The sequence below is a fragment of the Pseudomonas sp. GW823-FHT06B06 genome (assembly GCF_058795195.1).
The window spans coordinates 88330-103925 of the sequence record NZ_JBXAHO010000005.1; the positions used below are offsets into that span (position 1 = coordinate 88330).

At 60.8% G+C, this 15596-nt stretch carries 14 protein-coding genes; 4 read left to right on the forward strand and 10 right to left on the reverse strand.

All coding sequences use genetic code 11. From position 1 onward, the window contains the following. Window positions 1–34 precede the first annotated feature (34 nt). The 6 genes from AC1Q8Q_RS06260 to AC1Q8Q_RS06285 form a co-directional block, all read right to left on the reverse strand. A complete protein-coding gene (locus AC1Q8Q_RS06260) occupies window positions 35–1090 on the reverse strand; it encodes an ABC transporter ATP-binding protein (protein WP_033041989.1) in 1056 nt (351 codons plus the stop codon). An 18-nt stretch (window positions 1091–1108) separates the two neighbouring features. Continuing rightward, the gene (locus AC1Q8Q_RS06265) at window positions 1109–1957 is read right to left on the reverse strand and encodes an ABC transporter permease (protein WP_492614894.1); all 849 of its coding nucleotides are present in this window, start codon (window positions 1955–1957) and stop codon (window positions 1109–1111) included. After that, window positions 1954–2862 carry an ABC transporter permease gene (locus tag AC1Q8Q_RS06270; RefSeq protein WP_033041993.1) on the reverse strand — a complete coding sequence of 303 codons (909 nt, stop codon included), beginning with the start codon at window positions 2860–2862 and terminating at the stop codon, window positions 1954–1956. The genes AC1Q8Q_RS06265 and AC1Q8Q_RS06270 overlap by 4 nt, the downstream gene beginning before the upstream one ends. A 173-nt stretch (window positions 2863–3035) precedes the next feature. Continuing rightward, on the reverse strand, window positions 3036–4139 hold the full coding sequence (locus AC1Q8Q_RS06275) for an extracellular solute-binding protein (RefSeq protein WP_020799480.1): 1104 nt from the start codon (window positions 4137–4139) through the stop codon (window positions 3036–3038). A 224-nt stretch (window positions 4140–4363) separates the two neighbouring features. Further along, a complete protein-coding gene (locus tag AC1Q8Q_RS06280; RefSeq protein ID WP_492614895.1) occupies window positions 4364–5824 on the reverse strand; it encodes an aldehyde dehydrogenase family protein in 1461 nt (486 codons plus the stop codon). Beyond that, window positions 5821–7458, reverse strand: a complete 1638-nt coding sequence (locus tag AC1Q8Q_RS06285; protein ID WP_033041992.1) for a 5-guanidino-2-oxopentanoate decarboxylase — start codon at window positions 7456–7458, stop codon at window positions 5821–5823. Before AC1Q8Q_RS06285 ends, AC1Q8Q_RS06280 begins: the two co-directional genes overlap by 4 nt. Before the next feature lie 159 nt (window positions 7459–7617). Here AC1Q8Q_RS06285 and AC1Q8Q_RS06290 point away from each other — a divergent pair, with 159 nt between their 5' ends. After that, a complete protein-coding gene (locus tag AC1Q8Q_RS06290) occupies window positions 7618–8499 on the forward strand; it encodes a LysR substrate-binding domain-containing protein (protein WP_020799477.1) in 882 nt (293 codons plus the stop codon). Between the two features lie 88 nt (window positions 8500–8587). Here AC1Q8Q_RS06290 and AC1Q8Q_RS06295 read toward each other — a convergent pair whose 3' ends face one another. After that, window positions 8588–9466 (reverse strand): MBL fold metallo-hydrolase, encoded by an 879-nt coding sequence (locus tag AC1Q8Q_RS06295; protein ID WP_168758867.1) that lies wholly within the window; start codon window positions 9464–9466, stop codon window positions 8588–8590. 118 nt (window positions 9467–9584) lie between these two features. On the opposite strand from AC1Q8Q_RS06295, the gene AC1Q8Q_RS06300 reads away from it, so the two are divergent. Next, on the forward strand, window positions 9585–10490 hold the full coding sequence (locus AC1Q8Q_RS06300) for a LysR family transcriptional regulator (protein WP_492614896.1): 906 nt from the start codon (window positions 9585–9587) through the stop codon (window positions 10488–10490). A 147-nt stretch (window positions 10491–10637) separates the two neighbouring features. Further along, complete coding sequence (locus AC1Q8Q_RS06305) at window positions 10638–10814, forward strand: hypothetical protein (protein WP_020799474.1); 177 nt, start codon at window positions 10638–10640, stop codon at window positions 10812–10814. An 8-nt stretch (window positions 10815–10822) separates the two neighbouring features. On the opposite strand, the gene AC1Q8Q_RS06310 is transcribed toward AC1Q8Q_RS06305, so the two are convergent. After that, window positions 10823–11719: a helix-turn-helix domain-containing protein gene (locus tag AC1Q8Q_RS06310; protein ID WP_033043451.1), complete on the reverse strand. Its 897-nt coding sequence runs from the start codon at window positions 11717–11719 to the stop codon at window positions 10823–10825. A 372-nt stretch (window positions 11720–12091) separates the two neighbouring features. On the opposite strand from AC1Q8Q_RS06310, the gene AC1Q8Q_RS06315 reads away from it, so the two are divergent. Then, a complete protein-coding gene (locus AC1Q8Q_RS06315; protein ID WP_020799472.1) occupies window positions 12092–13609 on the forward strand; it encodes an MDR family MFS transporter in 1518 nt (505 codons plus the stop codon). A 133-nt stretch (window positions 13610–13742) separates the two neighbouring features. Here AC1Q8Q_RS06315 and AC1Q8Q_RS06320 read toward each other — a convergent pair whose 3' ends face one another. Both AC1Q8Q_RS06320 and AC1Q8Q_RS06325 read right to left on the reverse strand, forming a co-directional pair. Next, window positions 13743–14591 carry a cache domain-containing protein gene (locus AC1Q8Q_RS06320; protein WP_033043449.1) on the reverse strand — a complete coding sequence of 283 codons (849 nt, stop codon included), beginning with the start codon at window positions 14589–14591 and terminating at the stop codon, window positions 13743–13745. 116 nt (window positions 14592–14707) lie between these two features. Continuing rightward, entirely contained in the window at window positions 14708–15577 is an 870-nt protein-coding gene (locus AC1Q8Q_RS06325; protein ID WP_033043448.1) for an ATPase, read from the reverse strand. Window positions 15578–15596: the final 19 nt, after the last annotated feature.

Sequence of the window (15596 nt, forward strand, 5' to 3'; positions counted from 1 at the left end):
GGGAGCGAGCCTGCTCGCGAAGAGGCCAGTACAGTCAGGCGCCGAGTACGCGGCAAGCCTCTGCCGGCAATGTCACCGACACCGGATGCCCAACGCTCAAGCCAAACCCCTGGCACGGTGTACTCAGCGCGGTAAACGACACCCCGGAACACTCCACCGTAGTCTCGATGGTCGCGCCGATATCGCGCACGAAGGTCACCTTGCCCAGCAAGCGGTTACCCGCCGTGGCTTGCGGCGCCGACAGTTGCAGGTCTTCCGGGCGAATCAGCATCTTCACTTTTTCACCGACCACAATGCTGCTGCAGATTGGCACTTGCAACGCATCGCCGCCCGGCAGGCTGACCTTGCCGTCGCCCAGCGCCGTGGCTGGGAAGATGTTGCCCGAGCCGATGAAGTCCGCGACAAACTCGTTGGCCGGGTGGCGGTAGATTTCGATCGGCGTACCCACCTGCTGCACCTTGTGCTCGCCCAGCACGACAACGATATCAGCCATGGTCATGGCCTCGCGCTGGTCGTGGGTCACCATGATGGTGGTGATGTTCAGACGCTGTTGCAACTGACGGATTTCCACCTGCATCGACTCACGCAGCTTGGCGTCCAGCGCCGACAGCGGCTCGTCGAGCAACAGGATTTTCGGGTGGTTGGCAATCGCCCGGGCAATCGCCACGCGTTGCCGTTGGCCGCCGGAGAGTTTCGCTACCGGGCGATCGATCATCGCTTGCAGCTGAATCAACTCCAGCAACTCCACCACCCGCGCCTGCTGGTCAGCCTTGCTGACCCCGCGCAGTTTCAGTGGATAGGCGATGTTTTCCCCCACGGTCATGTGCGGGAACAACGCCAGGGACTGGAACACCATGCCGAAATTACGCAGGTGCGCCGGGGTATGGCCGATGTCCTCGCCGTCCAGGCGAATCTCGCCACCGCTCAGGGTTTCCAGGCCGGCGATCATGCGCAGCAAGGTGGTTTTGCCGCAACCGGACGGGCCCAGGAAACACACCAGCTTGCCCTCGGGCAAATGCAGGTTCACATCTTTTACCGCGCAGGCCGAGCCGTAATATTTCTCGACGTTTTCCAGAATCAGACCAGACATAAGAATCACCTCAAGAAATCAGAACGAAACGCCACCTTCACCGACCAGCTTCTCCAGCGCCCAGATCAGGACGAAGTCGATCAGCACGATCAGCACGGCAAACGAAAATACGGTTGGATCGAGCGACGACACGGTGCGGCTGTACATCCAGATCGGCACGGTCATCACATCGATGGTGTAGAGGAAATAGGTCACGGTGAACTCGTTGAACGAGACGATGAACGCCAGCAACATGCCTGCCAGGATCCCCGACTTCATCAACGGCACCACCACGTCGACAATCGCCCGTAGCGGCGAAGCACCTAGCATTTGCGCGGCTTCTTCGACTTCGCTGCCGATCGAGAGCATGGCCGCCGTGCAGTTCTTCACCACGAACGGCAGTGCCAGGATCACGTGGGCGATCACCAGCCGCGAAGTGGTCATCTGGAACGGCAGGCTGTCGAACACCAGCAGCAACGCCAGGCCCAGCACCACCATCGGGAACACCAGGGGCAGCGACATCAATTGCAGCGCCACGGCCTTGCCACGGAACTCGCAACGGGTCAGGGCATAGGCCGCCGGCACGGCGATGATGGTCGCGAAGACCATGGTCAGGCACGACACCATCAGGCTGGTGGTCATGGCCTTGCCCAGGCTCAGCACATCGCTGGAGTCCGGCGACACGAAGGTGTGCCAGGCTGCCTTGTACCATTGCAGGCTATAGCTGCTGGGCGGGAAGTCGAGGTTCGACGCGCCGCTGAACGACATCACGATCATGGTCAGGATCGGCAATACCGCCAGCAGCAGGATGAAGCCCGAAAGGATGCCGGCAAACTTGCCGGTCTCGCCGGGCAACAGCCCATATCGCTTCTTGGTCAGGGTGCTCATTGGGAAGCCTCCAGCATGCGCCGACGACGGCCAGTGATGAATTCGGACAAGGTCATGATCGCCAGGGTGGTGACGATCAGCACCACGCCGGCGGCGGACGCGGCGGGCCAGTTCATCAGCGGGGCGATCTGGTCATGCACCATCACCGCCAGCATCGGCACGCGTCGACCACCGAGCAGCAGCGGCACCACGAAGCTGCTGGCGTTGTAGGCAAACACCAGCGTCGCGCCGGTGATGATCCCCGGCAGGCTCATAGGCAAGACCACTTGGCGGAACACCTGGAAACGACTGGCGCCGAGGGTGGCGGCTGCTTCTTCGTAGCTGCGGGCGACGCCGCGCATGGCGCTGGCAATCGGCAGCACGGCCAGCGGGAAGGCGGTTTGCACCAGGCCCATCAACACGCCGTTCTGGTTGTACAACAGCATGATCGGGCGCTTGATCAGGCCCAGGCCCATCAGTGCCTGGTTGAGCATGCCGCCGGGACCGAGAATCACCAGCCAGCCGTAGCTTTGCAGCAGCAGGTTGACCAGCAACGGCAACAGCACTGCGGCGAGAAAGATCCGCCGCACAAACGGCGAAGTCAGGCGCGACATGGTGTAGGCCACCGGGATCGCCAGTATCACCGCGATCACCGCGCTGATCAGCGCCAGGCGCAGGGTCAGCATCAGCGATTTAAGGTAGTAGGGTTCGAGCAATTGGGCGTAGCTGGCTAGGCTGAACCCGGACCATTCCGCGCCTTTGGTGCCCACGCTCATGCGCAGCACCAGCAGGCTGGCGGCAATCAGTACGCCAAGAAACAGCATCGACGGCGTGAGGAAAAACCAGGCACGGGCCGTCGGCGAAACACCCCGGTTCGGGCGCGGCTCAGCGACACTGACCGAATGGGTCAAAGGTTGGTGTTCCATAGCAAAGGTCTCGTCAATGGAAAGCAGCTGAAACACAGATCTTCCAGACACATCATTCCCTTGTGGGAGCGAGCCTGCTCGCGAAAGCGATTTGTCAGTCGACATCAATGGTGAATGTCAGACCGCATTCGCGAGCAGGCTCGCTCCCACAGGGGATCTTCAGTGGTCGAAGATCAGGAAGAAAAGATTTCCGTGTAACGACGAATCCATTGGTCATGCACGGTGGCCAGGAAGGCGTTGTCGTGCATGATCGCCTTCTCGGCAATCTGCTCCGGGGTGAGAATGTACGGGCTCTTGCGCGCTTCGGCGGAGATGATCGCCTTGGCGTTGACCGGGCCGTTGTAGATGTCTTCAGCCATCTTGCCCTGCACCAGCGGGTCCAGGGAGTGGTTGATGAAGGCGTAGGTCAGGTCGGTATCGCCCGGACGATTCTTCGGCATCACCGAGAGCATCAGGTCGGTGTAGAAACCTTCCTTCATGCCGAAGGTGGCGCCCAGACCGTAGTTCGGATCGCGGATCTGTTTCGGGAAAAACGCCGGGGCGTACAGGCCGCCCATGTCCAGGGAGCCAGTGCGGAACAGCTCGGCAATCTGGTTCGGGTTCTCGCCCAGGGTCACCACACGATCCTTGAGCTCGGCGAGTTTCTTGAAGCCCGGCTCGATGTTGTGCTCGTCACCACCGGCCAGTTTGGCGGCGATGATGATCAGGTCCATGGCCTCGGTCCAGTTCGGCGGCGGCAGGAAGATGTTCGGCGACAGGTCGGCGTCCCACAGGGCGGCATAGCTGTCCGGTGCCTGCTTGATGGTGCGCGTGCTGTAGACCAGGCTGTTGCACCAGAGCAGGTAGCCGATACCGTGGCCATTGGCGCCGGTGCGGTATTTCTCCGGTACGTCGACCAGGTTGGGGATGCGGTTGAGGTCGGGCTTTTCCAGCAGGTTGGCGGCGGCCAGGCCTTCGGCACCGACGCCGGCCAGGGTGATGATGTCGTACTGCGGACGATCACCACCGGCCTTGAGTTTGGCGACCATTTCCGAGGTACTGCCGGTGCGGTCGGCGATGACCTTGCAGCCGTACTTGTCTTCGAAGGTCGCGGCGATGTTGCGCAGTGCGGCCAGGCCGGTATCGTCGGACCAGGTCAGCAGGCGCAGGGTCTTGCCTTGAAAGCGGGTGTCGCTGGCGTTGGCCTTGACGAACGGCAGGCTCATGGCCGCCGCGGCAACCGAGGCTACGCCCACGGTCTTGATGAATTGACGTCTGTTCAGATCATGCTCGCCCATTACGGACTCCCTTTGTTTTTGTAGGTATAAGGCAGGTCGAAACTGTTGCATCCGCGCAGCCGGTTCAGCGTTTACCCCTCGTATGTTCGGGGGCTTTACTGAGCCAGCGGGTTCATCCTGAGGTCGTGTAAAACACCTGACTATCGATAAAAATTCATTGAAGCCATGACGTCGGCGCATGCCTCACTGTAGGAGCGAGCATGCTCGCTCCTACGGGAGAGGCATCAGACAGCGCGAATCACGTGCTTGATTTCCTGGAAAGCCTGCAAGCCCCATGGCCCCAATTCGCGGCCGATACTGCTCTGCTTGTAGCCACCCCAGGCGGTCTGCGGGAAGATCACTTGCGGCGCATTGATCCACACGAGCCCCGCCTGCAAAGCGTTGGCGACGCGATCCGCCGTTTCTGCGTTACGCGTAACCACGCTGGCGACCAGACCAAACTGGCTGTCGTTGGCCAGGGCAATCGCTTCAGCCTCAGAGGCGAAACGACGCACGCAAATCACCGGGCCGAAAATCTCTTCGCACCACAGCGCACTGTCGAGGGGCACATCAGTGAAAACGGTCGGCTGCAAAAAATATCCACGCGGCAGGTCTGCAGGACGATTGCCGCCGCAAACCAGTTTGGCACCAGCGCTCAAACCGCGATCGATGTGGCCGAGCACGCGCTGGTACTGCGCCTGATTGACCAGCGTGCCCATCTCCACGTTCGGGTCGAACGGGTCGGCCACACGAATGGCTTCGGCGCGGACCTTCACACGACGGAGGAACTCATCGGCCAGCTCATCGGCAACCAGCACGCGGCTGGTCGCGGAGCACATCTGCCCGGCGTTGAAGAAACCGCCACCGCAGGCCACTTCCACCGCCAGGTCGAGATCGGCATCGGCCAGCACCAGCAAGGAAGATTTGCCGCCCAGTTCCAGGCTCACGCCCTTGACGGTTTCCGCTGCCCGCTGCATGACCTGCACACCGACCGCGTTGCTGCCGGTGAACGACACCTTGGCGATGCGCGGGTCTGCCGACAACGGTGCGCCAACGGCCAGGCCAGTGCCGCACACCAGGTTGAACACACCAGCAGGCAAGCCGGCCTGGGCAATGATCCTCGCCAGTTCCAGCTCCGGCAGCGGCGTTACTTCCGAGGGTTTGAGCACCACGCTGCAACCGGCGGCCAGGGCCGGGGCGAGTTTCCACGCAGTGGTGACCATCGGGAAGTTCCACGGCACGATCAGGCCGACCACACCGCAAGGTTCACGGCGCAGGCGCGCACTGAAATCGTCGGTCGGCAGCTCTACCGGGCTGTCCTGTTTCGCGTCCAGACCTTCAGCCAGGCCGGCGTAATATTCGAACGTGGCGATCACGTCATCAACGTCGATGGCTGCTTCGAACAATGGCTTGCCGTTGTTGCTCGACTGCAAGTGCATCAACTGGTCGCGACCGGCCTGCACACCCGCAGCGATTTTGCGCAGGATCGCGCCACGTTCGGCGCCGGTGGTCTTCGACCAGTCGGCAAAGGCTTTGCTCGCTGCGCTGACCGCCTGATCGACGGCGCGCTCATCGCCGCCATTCACCGTGGTCAACAACGCTTCGGTCGCCGGGTTGATCACGCGCAAGTGTTCCTTGCCCGCCGACCATTTACCGTCGATGAAAAGGCCATCCAAAGTCGTCGGAAAAGTCGTGGAAAAGCTCATTTCGACACCGCCTTCGTCCACGCGGCCTGATCGATTTCAATCAGGGTCGGGCCCTGGCGATCGGTGGCAACACGCAATGCCGTACGCAATTGTTCAACACCATTGACGGCCTCGGCTGCACAACCCAATGCCTTGGCTACACCGATGAAGTCCGGGGTGTAGATGTCCACCCCCACCGGCTCGATGGCACGGTTGACCATGTACTTCTTGATCTCTTCGTAACCCTGGTTGTTCCACAGCAGCACGATCACCGGGGTGCGCGCTTCAACGGCGCTGGCCAGTTCCGGCAGGGTGAACTGCAGGCCGCCGTCGCCGATCAGGCACACCACTGGAGGACGTGCGCCGCCTTCGACGGTGCCGCCCAACCAGGCGCCAATCGCCGCTGGCAAGGCGTAACCGAGGGTGCCGTAACCGGTGGAGGAGTTGAACCAGCGACGCGGGCGTTCCGGGTTGAAGGTCAGGTTGCCGGTGTACACCGGTTGGGTCGAATCACCGACGAATACCGCGTTCGGCAGTTCGTGCAGAACGGTTTCCAGGAAGCGGCTCTGGTCCAGGGTCGGCGCGTCCCAGGTGGCGGCCAGTTCTTCGCGCAAACGGGCGGCGCGCACCTGGCCCCAATCGTTGCGGCGCTCGGCCAGTGGCTTGTGCGACAGCGCGCTGAGCAAGGCTTGGGCAGCGTTGCGCGAGTCGGCGACCAAGGCCACGTGTGGCGGGTAGTTGCGTACGGTCTGGTCCGGATCGATGTCGACGCGCAGCAGCTTGCCAGGAATCTCGAAACCACCGGCGAAGGTCACGTCGTAGTCGGTCTCGGCCAGCTCGGTACCGATGGCCAGCACCACATCGGCCTCGGCGACCAGTGCGCGCGTGGCAACCAGGCTTTGGGTCGAACCGATCAGCAACGGGTGAGCAGAGCGCAGCATGCCCTTGGCATTGATGGTCAGCGCTACGGGCGCGTCCAGCAATTCGGCCAGTTCGGTCAATTCGGCGGCGGCATCGATGGCGCCACCACCGGCGAGGATCAACGGACGCCTGGCACCGGCCAGCAGCTCGGTCATGCGGCTCACGGCGGACGGTGCGGCGCCGGCGCGATCGATGTTTACCGGGACGCTGGCGAGCAGGTCGTCGGCTTCTTCAACCAGTACGTCCAACGGAATTTCGATGTGCACCGGGCGCGGGCGACCGGCCTGGAACAGCGCGAAGGCACGGGCCAGCACGTCCGGCAATTCGGACGCCGACATCAGGGTATGGGAGAACGCCGCCACGCCACCGACCAGTGCGCTCTGGTTCGGCAGTTCGTGGAGCTTGCCGCGACCGCCGCCCAGTTGGTTGCGGGTCTGTACGCTGGAGATCACCAGCATCGGGATCGAGTCGGCATAGGCCTGGCCCATTGCCGTGGTGATGTTGGTCATGCCAGGGCCGGTGATGATGAAGCACACACCCGGCTTGCCGCTGGTGCGGGCATAGCCGTCAGCCATGAAGCCGGCGCCCTGTTCGTGACGCGGGGTGACGTGGTTGATGCTCGAACGGGCCAGCCCGCGATACAGCTCCACGGTATGAACCCCGGGAATGCCGAACACCTGCTCGACTCCATAACCTTCGAGTAACTTGACCAATACTTCGCCACACGTCGCCATGTCATTGCCCTTCTTGTTCGTTTGAGACGCCGGGCCTGCGCAGTGTTTATGATGGGTTCGCAGGTCCAGGGATGGCCTCATTGGAACGGGCGACACATAGCCGCAACAATGGATAAAAAGTCATACTAGCCATGTCCTCACGTCATACCTTGGATCCCGATGAAACGACTGCCTCCCCTGCCGGCGCTGCACACATTCCTGATTACCGCGCAGTGCTGCAATTTCACCCGTGCTGCTGAACAGCTATTTATCACCCAGGGCGCGGTGAGTCGGCAGATCGCCGGGCTGGAAGATTTCCTGGGTTACGAATTGTTTATCCGTCAGGCTCGAGGCCTGGACCTGACCGCCGAAGGACGGGAATGGCTGCCACGGGTCCAGCAGATTTTCGGCTTGATCGACGAAGCGGTCGAACAGATCGGCGAGAAGCGCGAAACCCTCCAGCTAAAGGCTCCGACCTGCGTCATGCGCTGGTTGCTGCCACGCCTGTTGCAATGGCAAAGGGAACGCCCGGACGTGCCGGTAGAGCTCACCACCACGGTCAAGCACGGCGTGGATTTTCATCGCGAGCAGTTCGATGCCGCGGTGATGTATGGCGCGCCGCCGGACAGCTCACTGCTGTCGCAAAAACTCTTCGATGAGCAACTGACGCCGGTGTGTTCCCAGCCATTGCTCGAAGGTTCGGTGCCGCTCCAATCGCCAAAGGACCTGGAGCAACACATGTTGCTTCACCCGACCCGGGATGAACGGGACTGGAAGGCCTGGCTGGCCACTGCGGATATTCGCTTGAGCAACGTGAGCAAGGGCCAGCATTTCGAAACGCTGGACCTGGCCATGTCGATGGCGTCCCAGGGCACGGGGGTGGCGATCGGTGACTGGTCGTTGATTGGCGATGACCTGAGTGCCGGGAGGCTGGTCATGCCCTTTGAATTGAAGGTGAAAACAGGGCTGGCGTATTACCTGGTTTTCCCGGAAAAACCCGCACCTTCTCCGAAGTTGCGCGAGTTGATGGGTTGGCTGGTGGAACAGGCGCAATCCCGGTAATCGAAACCTGCAGGGGTGTACTCGTATGATCGTTCCCACGCTCTGCGTGGGAATGCAGCCCGGGACGCTCTGCGTCCCATTGGCAGATTTACCACTTCATCTCGCCCTTGGCGACCTTGGCGCTCAGCTCCAACGAGCTTTCCTCGCCCAGTGCTGGGTAGCGCTTTTTCATCGCCGCGATCAGTGCCGCCGAATCTTTGGCCTTGGCGGTTTCCTCATCGAAGGCCTTGATGTAATCGGCGGTGAATTTAACGGCGGCCAGGGATCGGGCGCTATCGCCGAGGTAATGGCCCGGCACGACGGTGTTCGGCTTCAGGGTTTCGATCGAATGCAGCGTCGCCAACCAATCGGCATGGGACTGGGGAGACTGGGTATCGGCCATCCAGACGTGGATGTTTTCTGCCACGACCACACCACCGACCACGGCCTTGATCGACGGAACCCACACGAAGCTGCGATCCGGTTGCTTGCCTTCAAGGCCGATCACTTGCAGCTTCTGCCCTTCGAGCATCAGGCTGTCGCCCTTGAGCACATCCGGCACAACCGTTTTGGCGGGCGCGTCAGCTCCCAATTTCGGCCCCCAGAACGCCAGCTTGCCGTCGACGGTTTGCTTGATGTGATCAACGGTCGGCTGCGAAGCGAGCACTTTTGCATTGGGGAATGCAGCCGTCAGGGTATCGAGGCCGAAGTAATAATCCGGGTCGCCGTGGCTGATGTAGATAGTGGTCAGTTGCTTGCCACTGGCGCGGATTTTTTCCACCACTTGCGCGGCCTGGGATTTGCCGAACTGGGCGTCCACCAGGATTGCTTCTTTCTCGCCGCTGACCAGTACCGAGGTCACCGGGAATATCGCTTTATCGCCGGGGTTATAGACATCCAGCGTCAATGTCGACGCGGCTGCGTGGGCGGCGAAGCCGAGGACAGCGGTCGCCAGCAAAACGCGTTTAAGTGTGGTGAAACCGATCATCTGTTGCTCCGTTGTTTGCAGGCCAGGGAAGGCCGGTATGGGAACAGAGCTTAGTTGCCTGCTTCAGTACAAAAAATGCGATGCTTGGACATAGTTTGTTTCTGAAACCGGGCAAATCATGGATCGTCTACAAGCAATGCGGGTGTTCGTCACGGTGATCGATCTTGGCAGCCAGTCGGCCGCCGCCGATCATCTGGAACTGTCACGGCCGGTGGTTTCGCGTTATCTGGCGGAACTGGAAAACTGGGTTGGCGCACGCCTGATGCACCGCACCACGCGCAAATTGAGCCTGACCACCGCCGGTAGCGAAATACTGCCCCGCTGCCGGCAGATGCTTGACCTGTCCACGGACATGCAAGCTACCGTCAGCGTGCCGGACGATACACCTCACGGCCTGCTGCGAATCAGCGTCAGCACCTCATTCGGCCAGGCGCAATTGGCCGATGCCATGGCGGCATTCGTCAAGCGCTACCCGGCTGTCAGCATTGACCTGCAGATGCTTGACCGCACGGTGAACCTGGTGGACGAGCGCATCGACCTGGCCATTCGCACCAGCAATGACCTGGACCCGAACCTGATCGCCCGTCGGTTGACGGTGTGTCGCTCGGTGATCTGCGCCGCCCCCGCCTATTTGCGCGAACACCCTGCACCCCGGCGGATCGAGGACTTGAGCCTGCACAATTGCCTGACCCACTCGTACTTCGGCAAAAACCTGTGGCACTTTGAACTCGATGGCGAACAGGTGGCGGTGCCTGTGCAAGGCAACATCAGCGCCAACGAAGCCAGCACGCTACTTCGCGCCACCCTGGCCGGCGCAGGCGTGGCCATGCTCCCCACTTATCAGGCCGGCGTGTACATCCACAGCGGTGAGCTGGTGCGCCTGCTGCCCCGGGCCGAGCCAAGGCAGATGAACGTGTACGCGGTATACGCCTCACGCAAACACATGCCATCGGCGCTGCGTTGCTTGCTGGATTTTCTGGTGGTGAGGTTTCCCGAAAAACCGGCGTGGGATACTGGCCTGTAGGAGCTGCCGCAGGCTGCGATCTTTTGATATTGATCTTCTCAACGCCGCTGAAAATCAAGATCAAAAGATCGCAGCCTCCGGCAGCTCCTACGCATCTGACCTATGCTCAAGGTAATACCGAAGGGTATTCGTTCAGAGGTCTACGCCATGAACATCAAAACAAGAAGGTACCTCGCCATCTTCATCACCTGCGCGGTCACGCTCGGGTTGTATGGCGCTGCTGCGTGGCGTGTCGAGCAGCTACGCAACTTGCCCCGGGAGGCTGCCAGTTGCAACTTCGAGCGCTGCATTCCACACAACGCCACCCTTAACGCACTGCGCTAAGGAGCGGATCAGCCTTCTTTGTCCTGATCGGCCTTCAAGCGATCGCGGAACGCCTTTGGCGAGATGCCAACGCGGCGTCGGAACAGGCGCGTGAAGTTGGTCGGATCAGAGAACCCCAACACGTCGGACATTTCATAGATGGTCATGCTGGTGTAGGTCAGCAAGCGCTTGGCCTCCAACAACTGCCGTTCGTGCATGATCTGCAATGCCGGTTGCCCCGCCAACTCGCGGCAGGTGCCATTGAGGTGAGAGACCGAAATCCCCAGCCGATGGGCCAGGTCTTCAACCTTGACGTGCTGGCGGTAGGTTTCTTCCACCAACTGGATGTAGCCATTGAGGTATTCCCGCGCCCGCTGCGGTCGTTGACCCGCTGACCGGCGCTGGATCACCTGGCGGCTGACCCACACCATGATCACGCTGACCAGCGAATGCATGAGCATTTCCCGCGCCGGTTGGTGGCCGGTGTATTCGTTCTGCAACGCGCTGAACAGACTGTTGAGGTACGCGGCGTCCTGGCCTGCCGGGTAGCTCTCGGCCTGGGCCAGGGCATTCACCGAATGCCCCAATTGCGCCTGAAGATGCGCGATAAGCGGTGCCGCGAGGGTGACCACGAACCCCTCGACGTCTTCACTGAACCGAAAACCATGCACCGACAACGGCGGCAGGATCTGGATCGCCGGTTCGGTCAGTTGCGAACGTTTGCCTTCGATTTCAAGCTCTGCCTGACCTTTGAACACGAAGAGCAACTGACATAAATCGGCGTGGCGGTGGGGTTTGATTTCCCATTGGTGTTCGCGACTGCGTTTGGAAATGGTTTCACAGTGCAGCAAGTCCGGGGTCGGCCAATCCAGGCTTTCACCGTAGAGCTTGAACACCGGAATCGAAGGCAGGTCAGGCTTGTTCATCACTTCAATCCAGGTTTCGGAATGGACGACGGGCGATAATCGCACCGAATGGCAGAATGTACAGCTACCCGCTCAGTTTTCACCTTCAATTGACCGGCCCGCAAGGGAAAATTGCAAGCACTCGATCCATAAAAATCCATCACCGCCCCCCGCCGCGTGGGATCTGCAAGGGCTGACCCGTTGCAAAACGGTGATGGTCTAAGGCCAGACAGGAGTCATCCGCGACCGCATGGCCGCTCGTCAGGTCGAAGGTTTGCAAAACGATGGGCCAGGCCTTCCCTATGAGGCTATCGAATAGCCTCCTATCGACTTACACTGGCGAGCATCCCGCTCGCCTTGACTGGCGGGTCATTCACTGCCGCAGGTTTATTCGTGACCACTTTCCACCAGCCTGAATTGCCCAAACCGGCCATCCGCAGCGTGCTGATCGCGCTGATGCTGGCTATTTTCCTCGGTGCGCTGGACCAAACCATCGTTGCTGTGTCGATGCCAGCCATTTCCGCACAGTTCAAGGACGTCAGTTTGCTGGCCTGGGTGATATCCGGCTACATGGTGGCGATGACGGTGGCGGTGCCGATCTACGGCAAGCTGGGCGATCTGTACGGCAGGCGCAAATTGATGCTGTTTGGCATGGGGTTATTCACCCTGGCGTCGCTGTTCTGTGGCATGGCCCAGAGCATGGAGCAACTGGTGCTGGCGCGAATTCTCCAGGGGATCGGAGCCGGTGGAATGATCTCCGTCAGCCAGGCAATCATCGGCGACATCGTGCCCCCCCGTGAGCGCGGCCGTTATCAGGGCTATTTCAGCAGCATGTATGCGGTGGCCAGCGTCGCCGGCCCGGTGCTGGGCGGATACATGACCGAATACCTTTCCTGGCGTTGGGTCTTCCTGATCAATTTGCCGCTGGGCGTGGGAGCATGGCTGGTGGCCAATCGCACGCTGGTCGGCTTGCCGATTCCGCAACGCAAACCGGTGATCGATTACCTCGGTACCCTGTTGATGATCATCGGACTGACGGCGTTGCTGCTGGGCATCACCCAATTCGGTCAGGGGCACTCCTGGCGCAGTACCGAAGTATTGGGGTTACTGGCTTGTGCGGCAGCGGTGCTGGGCCTGTTCGTGCTGCATGAACGACGCGCATCGGAGCCATTGCTGCCGATGCACCTGTTCACCAACCGCAATGCGATCCTGTGCTGGTGCACGATTTTCTTCACCAGTTTCCAGGCCATCTCGTTGATCGTACTGATGCCCCTGCGTTTCCAGAGTGTCACCGGTGCCGGTGCCGACAGCGCTGCCCTGCACCTGCTGCCGCTGGCCATGGGCTTGCCGATTGGCGCATATTTCGCCGGCCGCCGTACCTCCGTGACCGGACGCTACAAACCGATGATCCTGACCGGCGCCCTGCTCATGCCGTTGTCGATTCTCGGTATGGCGTTCAGCCCGCCACAGTCCTTTTGGCTGAGCAGCCTGTTCATGCTGTTCTGCGGTATCGCCTCGGGCATGCAGTTTCCGACCTCCCTGGTCGGCACGCAGAACTCGGTGCAACAGCGAGACATCGGCGTTGCCACCAGCACCACCAACCTGTTCCGTTCATTGGGCGGAGCGGTGGGCGTGGCACTGATGTCGGCGCTGTTGCTGGCGTTGTTGCAGGATTCGAGCTTCGCCCACCTGGCTGGCTCTTCGCTGTTGGCCGAGGGTCACTCGGGGAATGTCTTGCTGGATGGCCTGAACGCCGCACAGGGTGACGCGCAGGATGCCCTGCGCGCTGAACTGTTGCTGACGTTCAGGCATCTGTTGATGGTAAGTGCGGCGGTGTCGCTGCTGGGGTTGGCGGCGGCGATCGCCATGCCGGACAGGGTGCTCCGCGGGCGCGAGGACAAGGTCCGGTAGAGAGACCGAGTCGCCCGCATTCGCGAGCAGGCTCGCTCCCACAATGATTTCCAGAGTACACAAAATGTGTGATCACTGGAGATTCAATGCGGGAGCGGCCTGCTCGCGAATGCGGTGTATCAGGCAATACCATTCAAGGGCTGTAATACCCCACCGCCACCAGGAAATGCCCGACCTTCTTCAGATAGGCATGCTTGTTCTCGACCTTACCGGTCACCGGGTTTTTCCAGCGGTATTCATACTCGCCGTAATCCTGTTTCGCGATCAGCGCCAGCATCGGCTCCCCCACCGGCTTGCCATCCGGATCATTGATCTTGCTGAAATCCGTGTTGATCAATCGCAAGTTGGTGCCATGGGCGACATAGCGCCGGGTATCGAGGTCGACGACGAAGACATACAGGTCATCCTGCAGGTAACCGCCCTTCAGAGAGTTGATGGCTTTCAGGGTGCCCTTCTCGTCCTTGGCCAGGTCGGCCGCCGCCTTGTTCAGCAAGGCCATGGCTTGCTCCGCTGAAGCCCGTGGCAGGTAGTAACCGACCGCGAGGATTCGCTGGCCGACTCGCTGATAGTAGACATGCTTGCGCTCGACCTTGCCGTCGGACCAATTTTGCCAACGGTACTCCGCTTGCTGGATGCCATTGCCCTCGGGCACTTTGAGCGCATCCTTGAAAGCCTTCTGCAGATCCGGCCCGAGCACATCCGACACATCCCGGCCAATCAATGCAGCCGATGGCCCACCACTGGCGAGCATCACGCCCTTGGTATCGACCACGAAGACATACCGGTCCTGGTCGACAAACTCGCCCTGACGGCTGAAGGCGGCGAATGCCTTGTCGCCATTGTCGTGGTAGTAGGCCAGGGCTTTTTCCAGCAAAGCAATGGCCGCCTGGCTGTCGGCCTTTTCCGTTTCGGCAGCTTGAACCTGGCCTAGGCACATCAACAGCATGCCCCCCAAACAGGCCAACTTTTGCACAACTCCCATGGCACGTCCCCCCGTTCTCTTGATGTTTCAAGAGCGTAGACGGCAATGGCGCATGCAGGGACATTCAGCGAATCGAGGCGGGGATCATTCCCGGCGAACCGGGAATGAGGCAGGGCTTACTGGCGAGTGCGCAGCTGCTGTTGCAGGTTCTGGATCTGCGCTTGCAGGCTGTTGATGGTTCGGGTGACCTGGCTGCGGAAGGCATCGAACTCAGCAGTGCTTGCGCCTTGAGAGGTGCCTGGACGGTTGTCCTGCTGGCTTTTGAGAACCACGATGTCCTGCTCCAGGCGATCGATGGCAGCGTTCGGATTGCCCTGTTTCTTCAGCGCCGTGATGTCGGCGCCCAGGCTCTTCAGTTGCGCATCGAATTTCTCGGTATCCGCCGGGGTATTTTTCAGCGTGGCCAGTTCACTGCCCAAGGCTTTGACCTGCTCCTGCACTTGCGCATTGGCCTTTTGCTGCTCGGTGTCCTGGGCGGCCATCTCGGCGAGGCGCTTTTCCAGGTCGCTGGTCTGCGCGGTCATCTGCGCCAGGCGTTTGTCCAGGTCCGAGGCCTGGCCGGCGACGCCCTGTTGTTGCTTGCCCTGATCCTGCAGCTGATTTTGCAGCTGCCGGATTTGCAGCTTCAGCGCTTCGCTGTCGGTACTGACGTTAGTCTGGCTGGCGACCACCTTGCCGGAAATATCCTGCAGGCGCCCCGCCGCTTCTTCACTGATTCGCGCAAAGCTTTCCTGGGTTGCCACCAGCTGTTGCTCCATCAGCGAAATTTGCTGGAAGCTCCACCAGGCAAGGCCTGCGAAGGCAAAGAACAGGGCGCCGACCAGTGCCCACAACGGGCCGGTACTCGCCGCCTTGACCTTGACCACTGGCGGCGTGCGCGAGTGCACGGAGGTGCGGGTGCTCTTCGGGAAATCATCATCGAGGATGTCTGCACGCAGGCTCGGTACATCGTCGAAGTCATCGTTGGCATCGTTACGCATGGACATTGAGTCAACCTTTGTGAAA

What these genes read in the sequence shown, in the direction of transcription:
- AC1Q8Q_RS06310 (WP_033043451.1), bottom strand. Translation starts at nt 11,719, where the DNA reads ATGAACAAGCCTGACCTGCCTTCGATTCCGGTGTTCAAGCTCTACGGT.
- AC1Q8Q_RS06295 (WP_168758867.1), bottom strand. Translation starts at nt 9,466, where the DNA reads ATGATCGGTTTCACCACACTTAAACGCGTTTTGCTGGCGACCGCTGTC.
- AC1Q8Q_RS06260 (WP_033041989.1), bottom strand. Translation starts at nt 1,090, where the DNA reads ATGTCTGGTCTGATTCTGGAAAACGTCGAGAAATATTACGGCTCGGCC.
- AC1Q8Q_RS06300 (WP_492614896.1), top strand. Translation starts at nt 9,585, where the DNA reads ATGGATCGTCTACAAGCAATGCGGGTGTTCGTCACGGTGATCGATCTT.
- AC1Q8Q_RS06285 (WP_033041992.1), bottom strand. Translation starts at nt 7,458, where the DNA reads ATGGCGACGTGTGGCGAAGTATTGGTCAAGTTACTCGAAGGTTATGGA.
- AC1Q8Q_RS06325 (WP_033043448.1), bottom strand. Translation starts at nt 15,577, where the DNA reads ATGTCCATGCGTAACGATGCCAACGATGACTTCGACGATGTACCGAGC.
- AC1Q8Q_RS06290 (WP_020799477.1), top strand. Translation starts at nt 7,618, where the DNA reads ATGAAACGACTGCCTCCCCTGCCGGCGCTGCACACATTCCTGATTACC.
- AC1Q8Q_RS06265 (WP_492614894.1), bottom strand. Translation starts at nt 1,957, where the DNA reads ATGAGCACCCTGACCAAGAAGCGATATGGGCTGTTGCCCGGCGAGACC.
- AC1Q8Q_RS06280 (WP_492614895.1), bottom strand. Translation starts at nt 5,824, where the DNA reads ATGAGCTTTTCCACGACTTTTCCGACGACTTTGGATGGCCTTTTCATC.
- AC1Q8Q_RS06305 (WP_020799474.1), top strand. Translation starts at nt 10,638, where the DNA reads ATGAACATCAAAACAAGAAGGTACCTCGCCATCTTCATCACCTGCGCG.
- AC1Q8Q_RS06275 (WP_020799480.1), bottom strand. Translation starts at nt 4,139, where the DNA reads ATGGGCGAGCATGATCTGAACAGACGTCAATTCATCAAGACCGTGGGC.
- AC1Q8Q_RS06270 (WP_033041993.1), bottom strand. Translation starts at nt 2,862, where the DNA reads ATGGAACACCAACCTTTGACCCATTCGGTCAGTGTCGCTGAGCCGCGC.
- AC1Q8Q_RS06320 (WP_033043449.1), bottom strand. Translation starts at nt 14,591, where the DNA reads ATGGGAGTTGTGCAAAAGTTGGCCTGTTTGGGGGGCATGCTGTTGATG.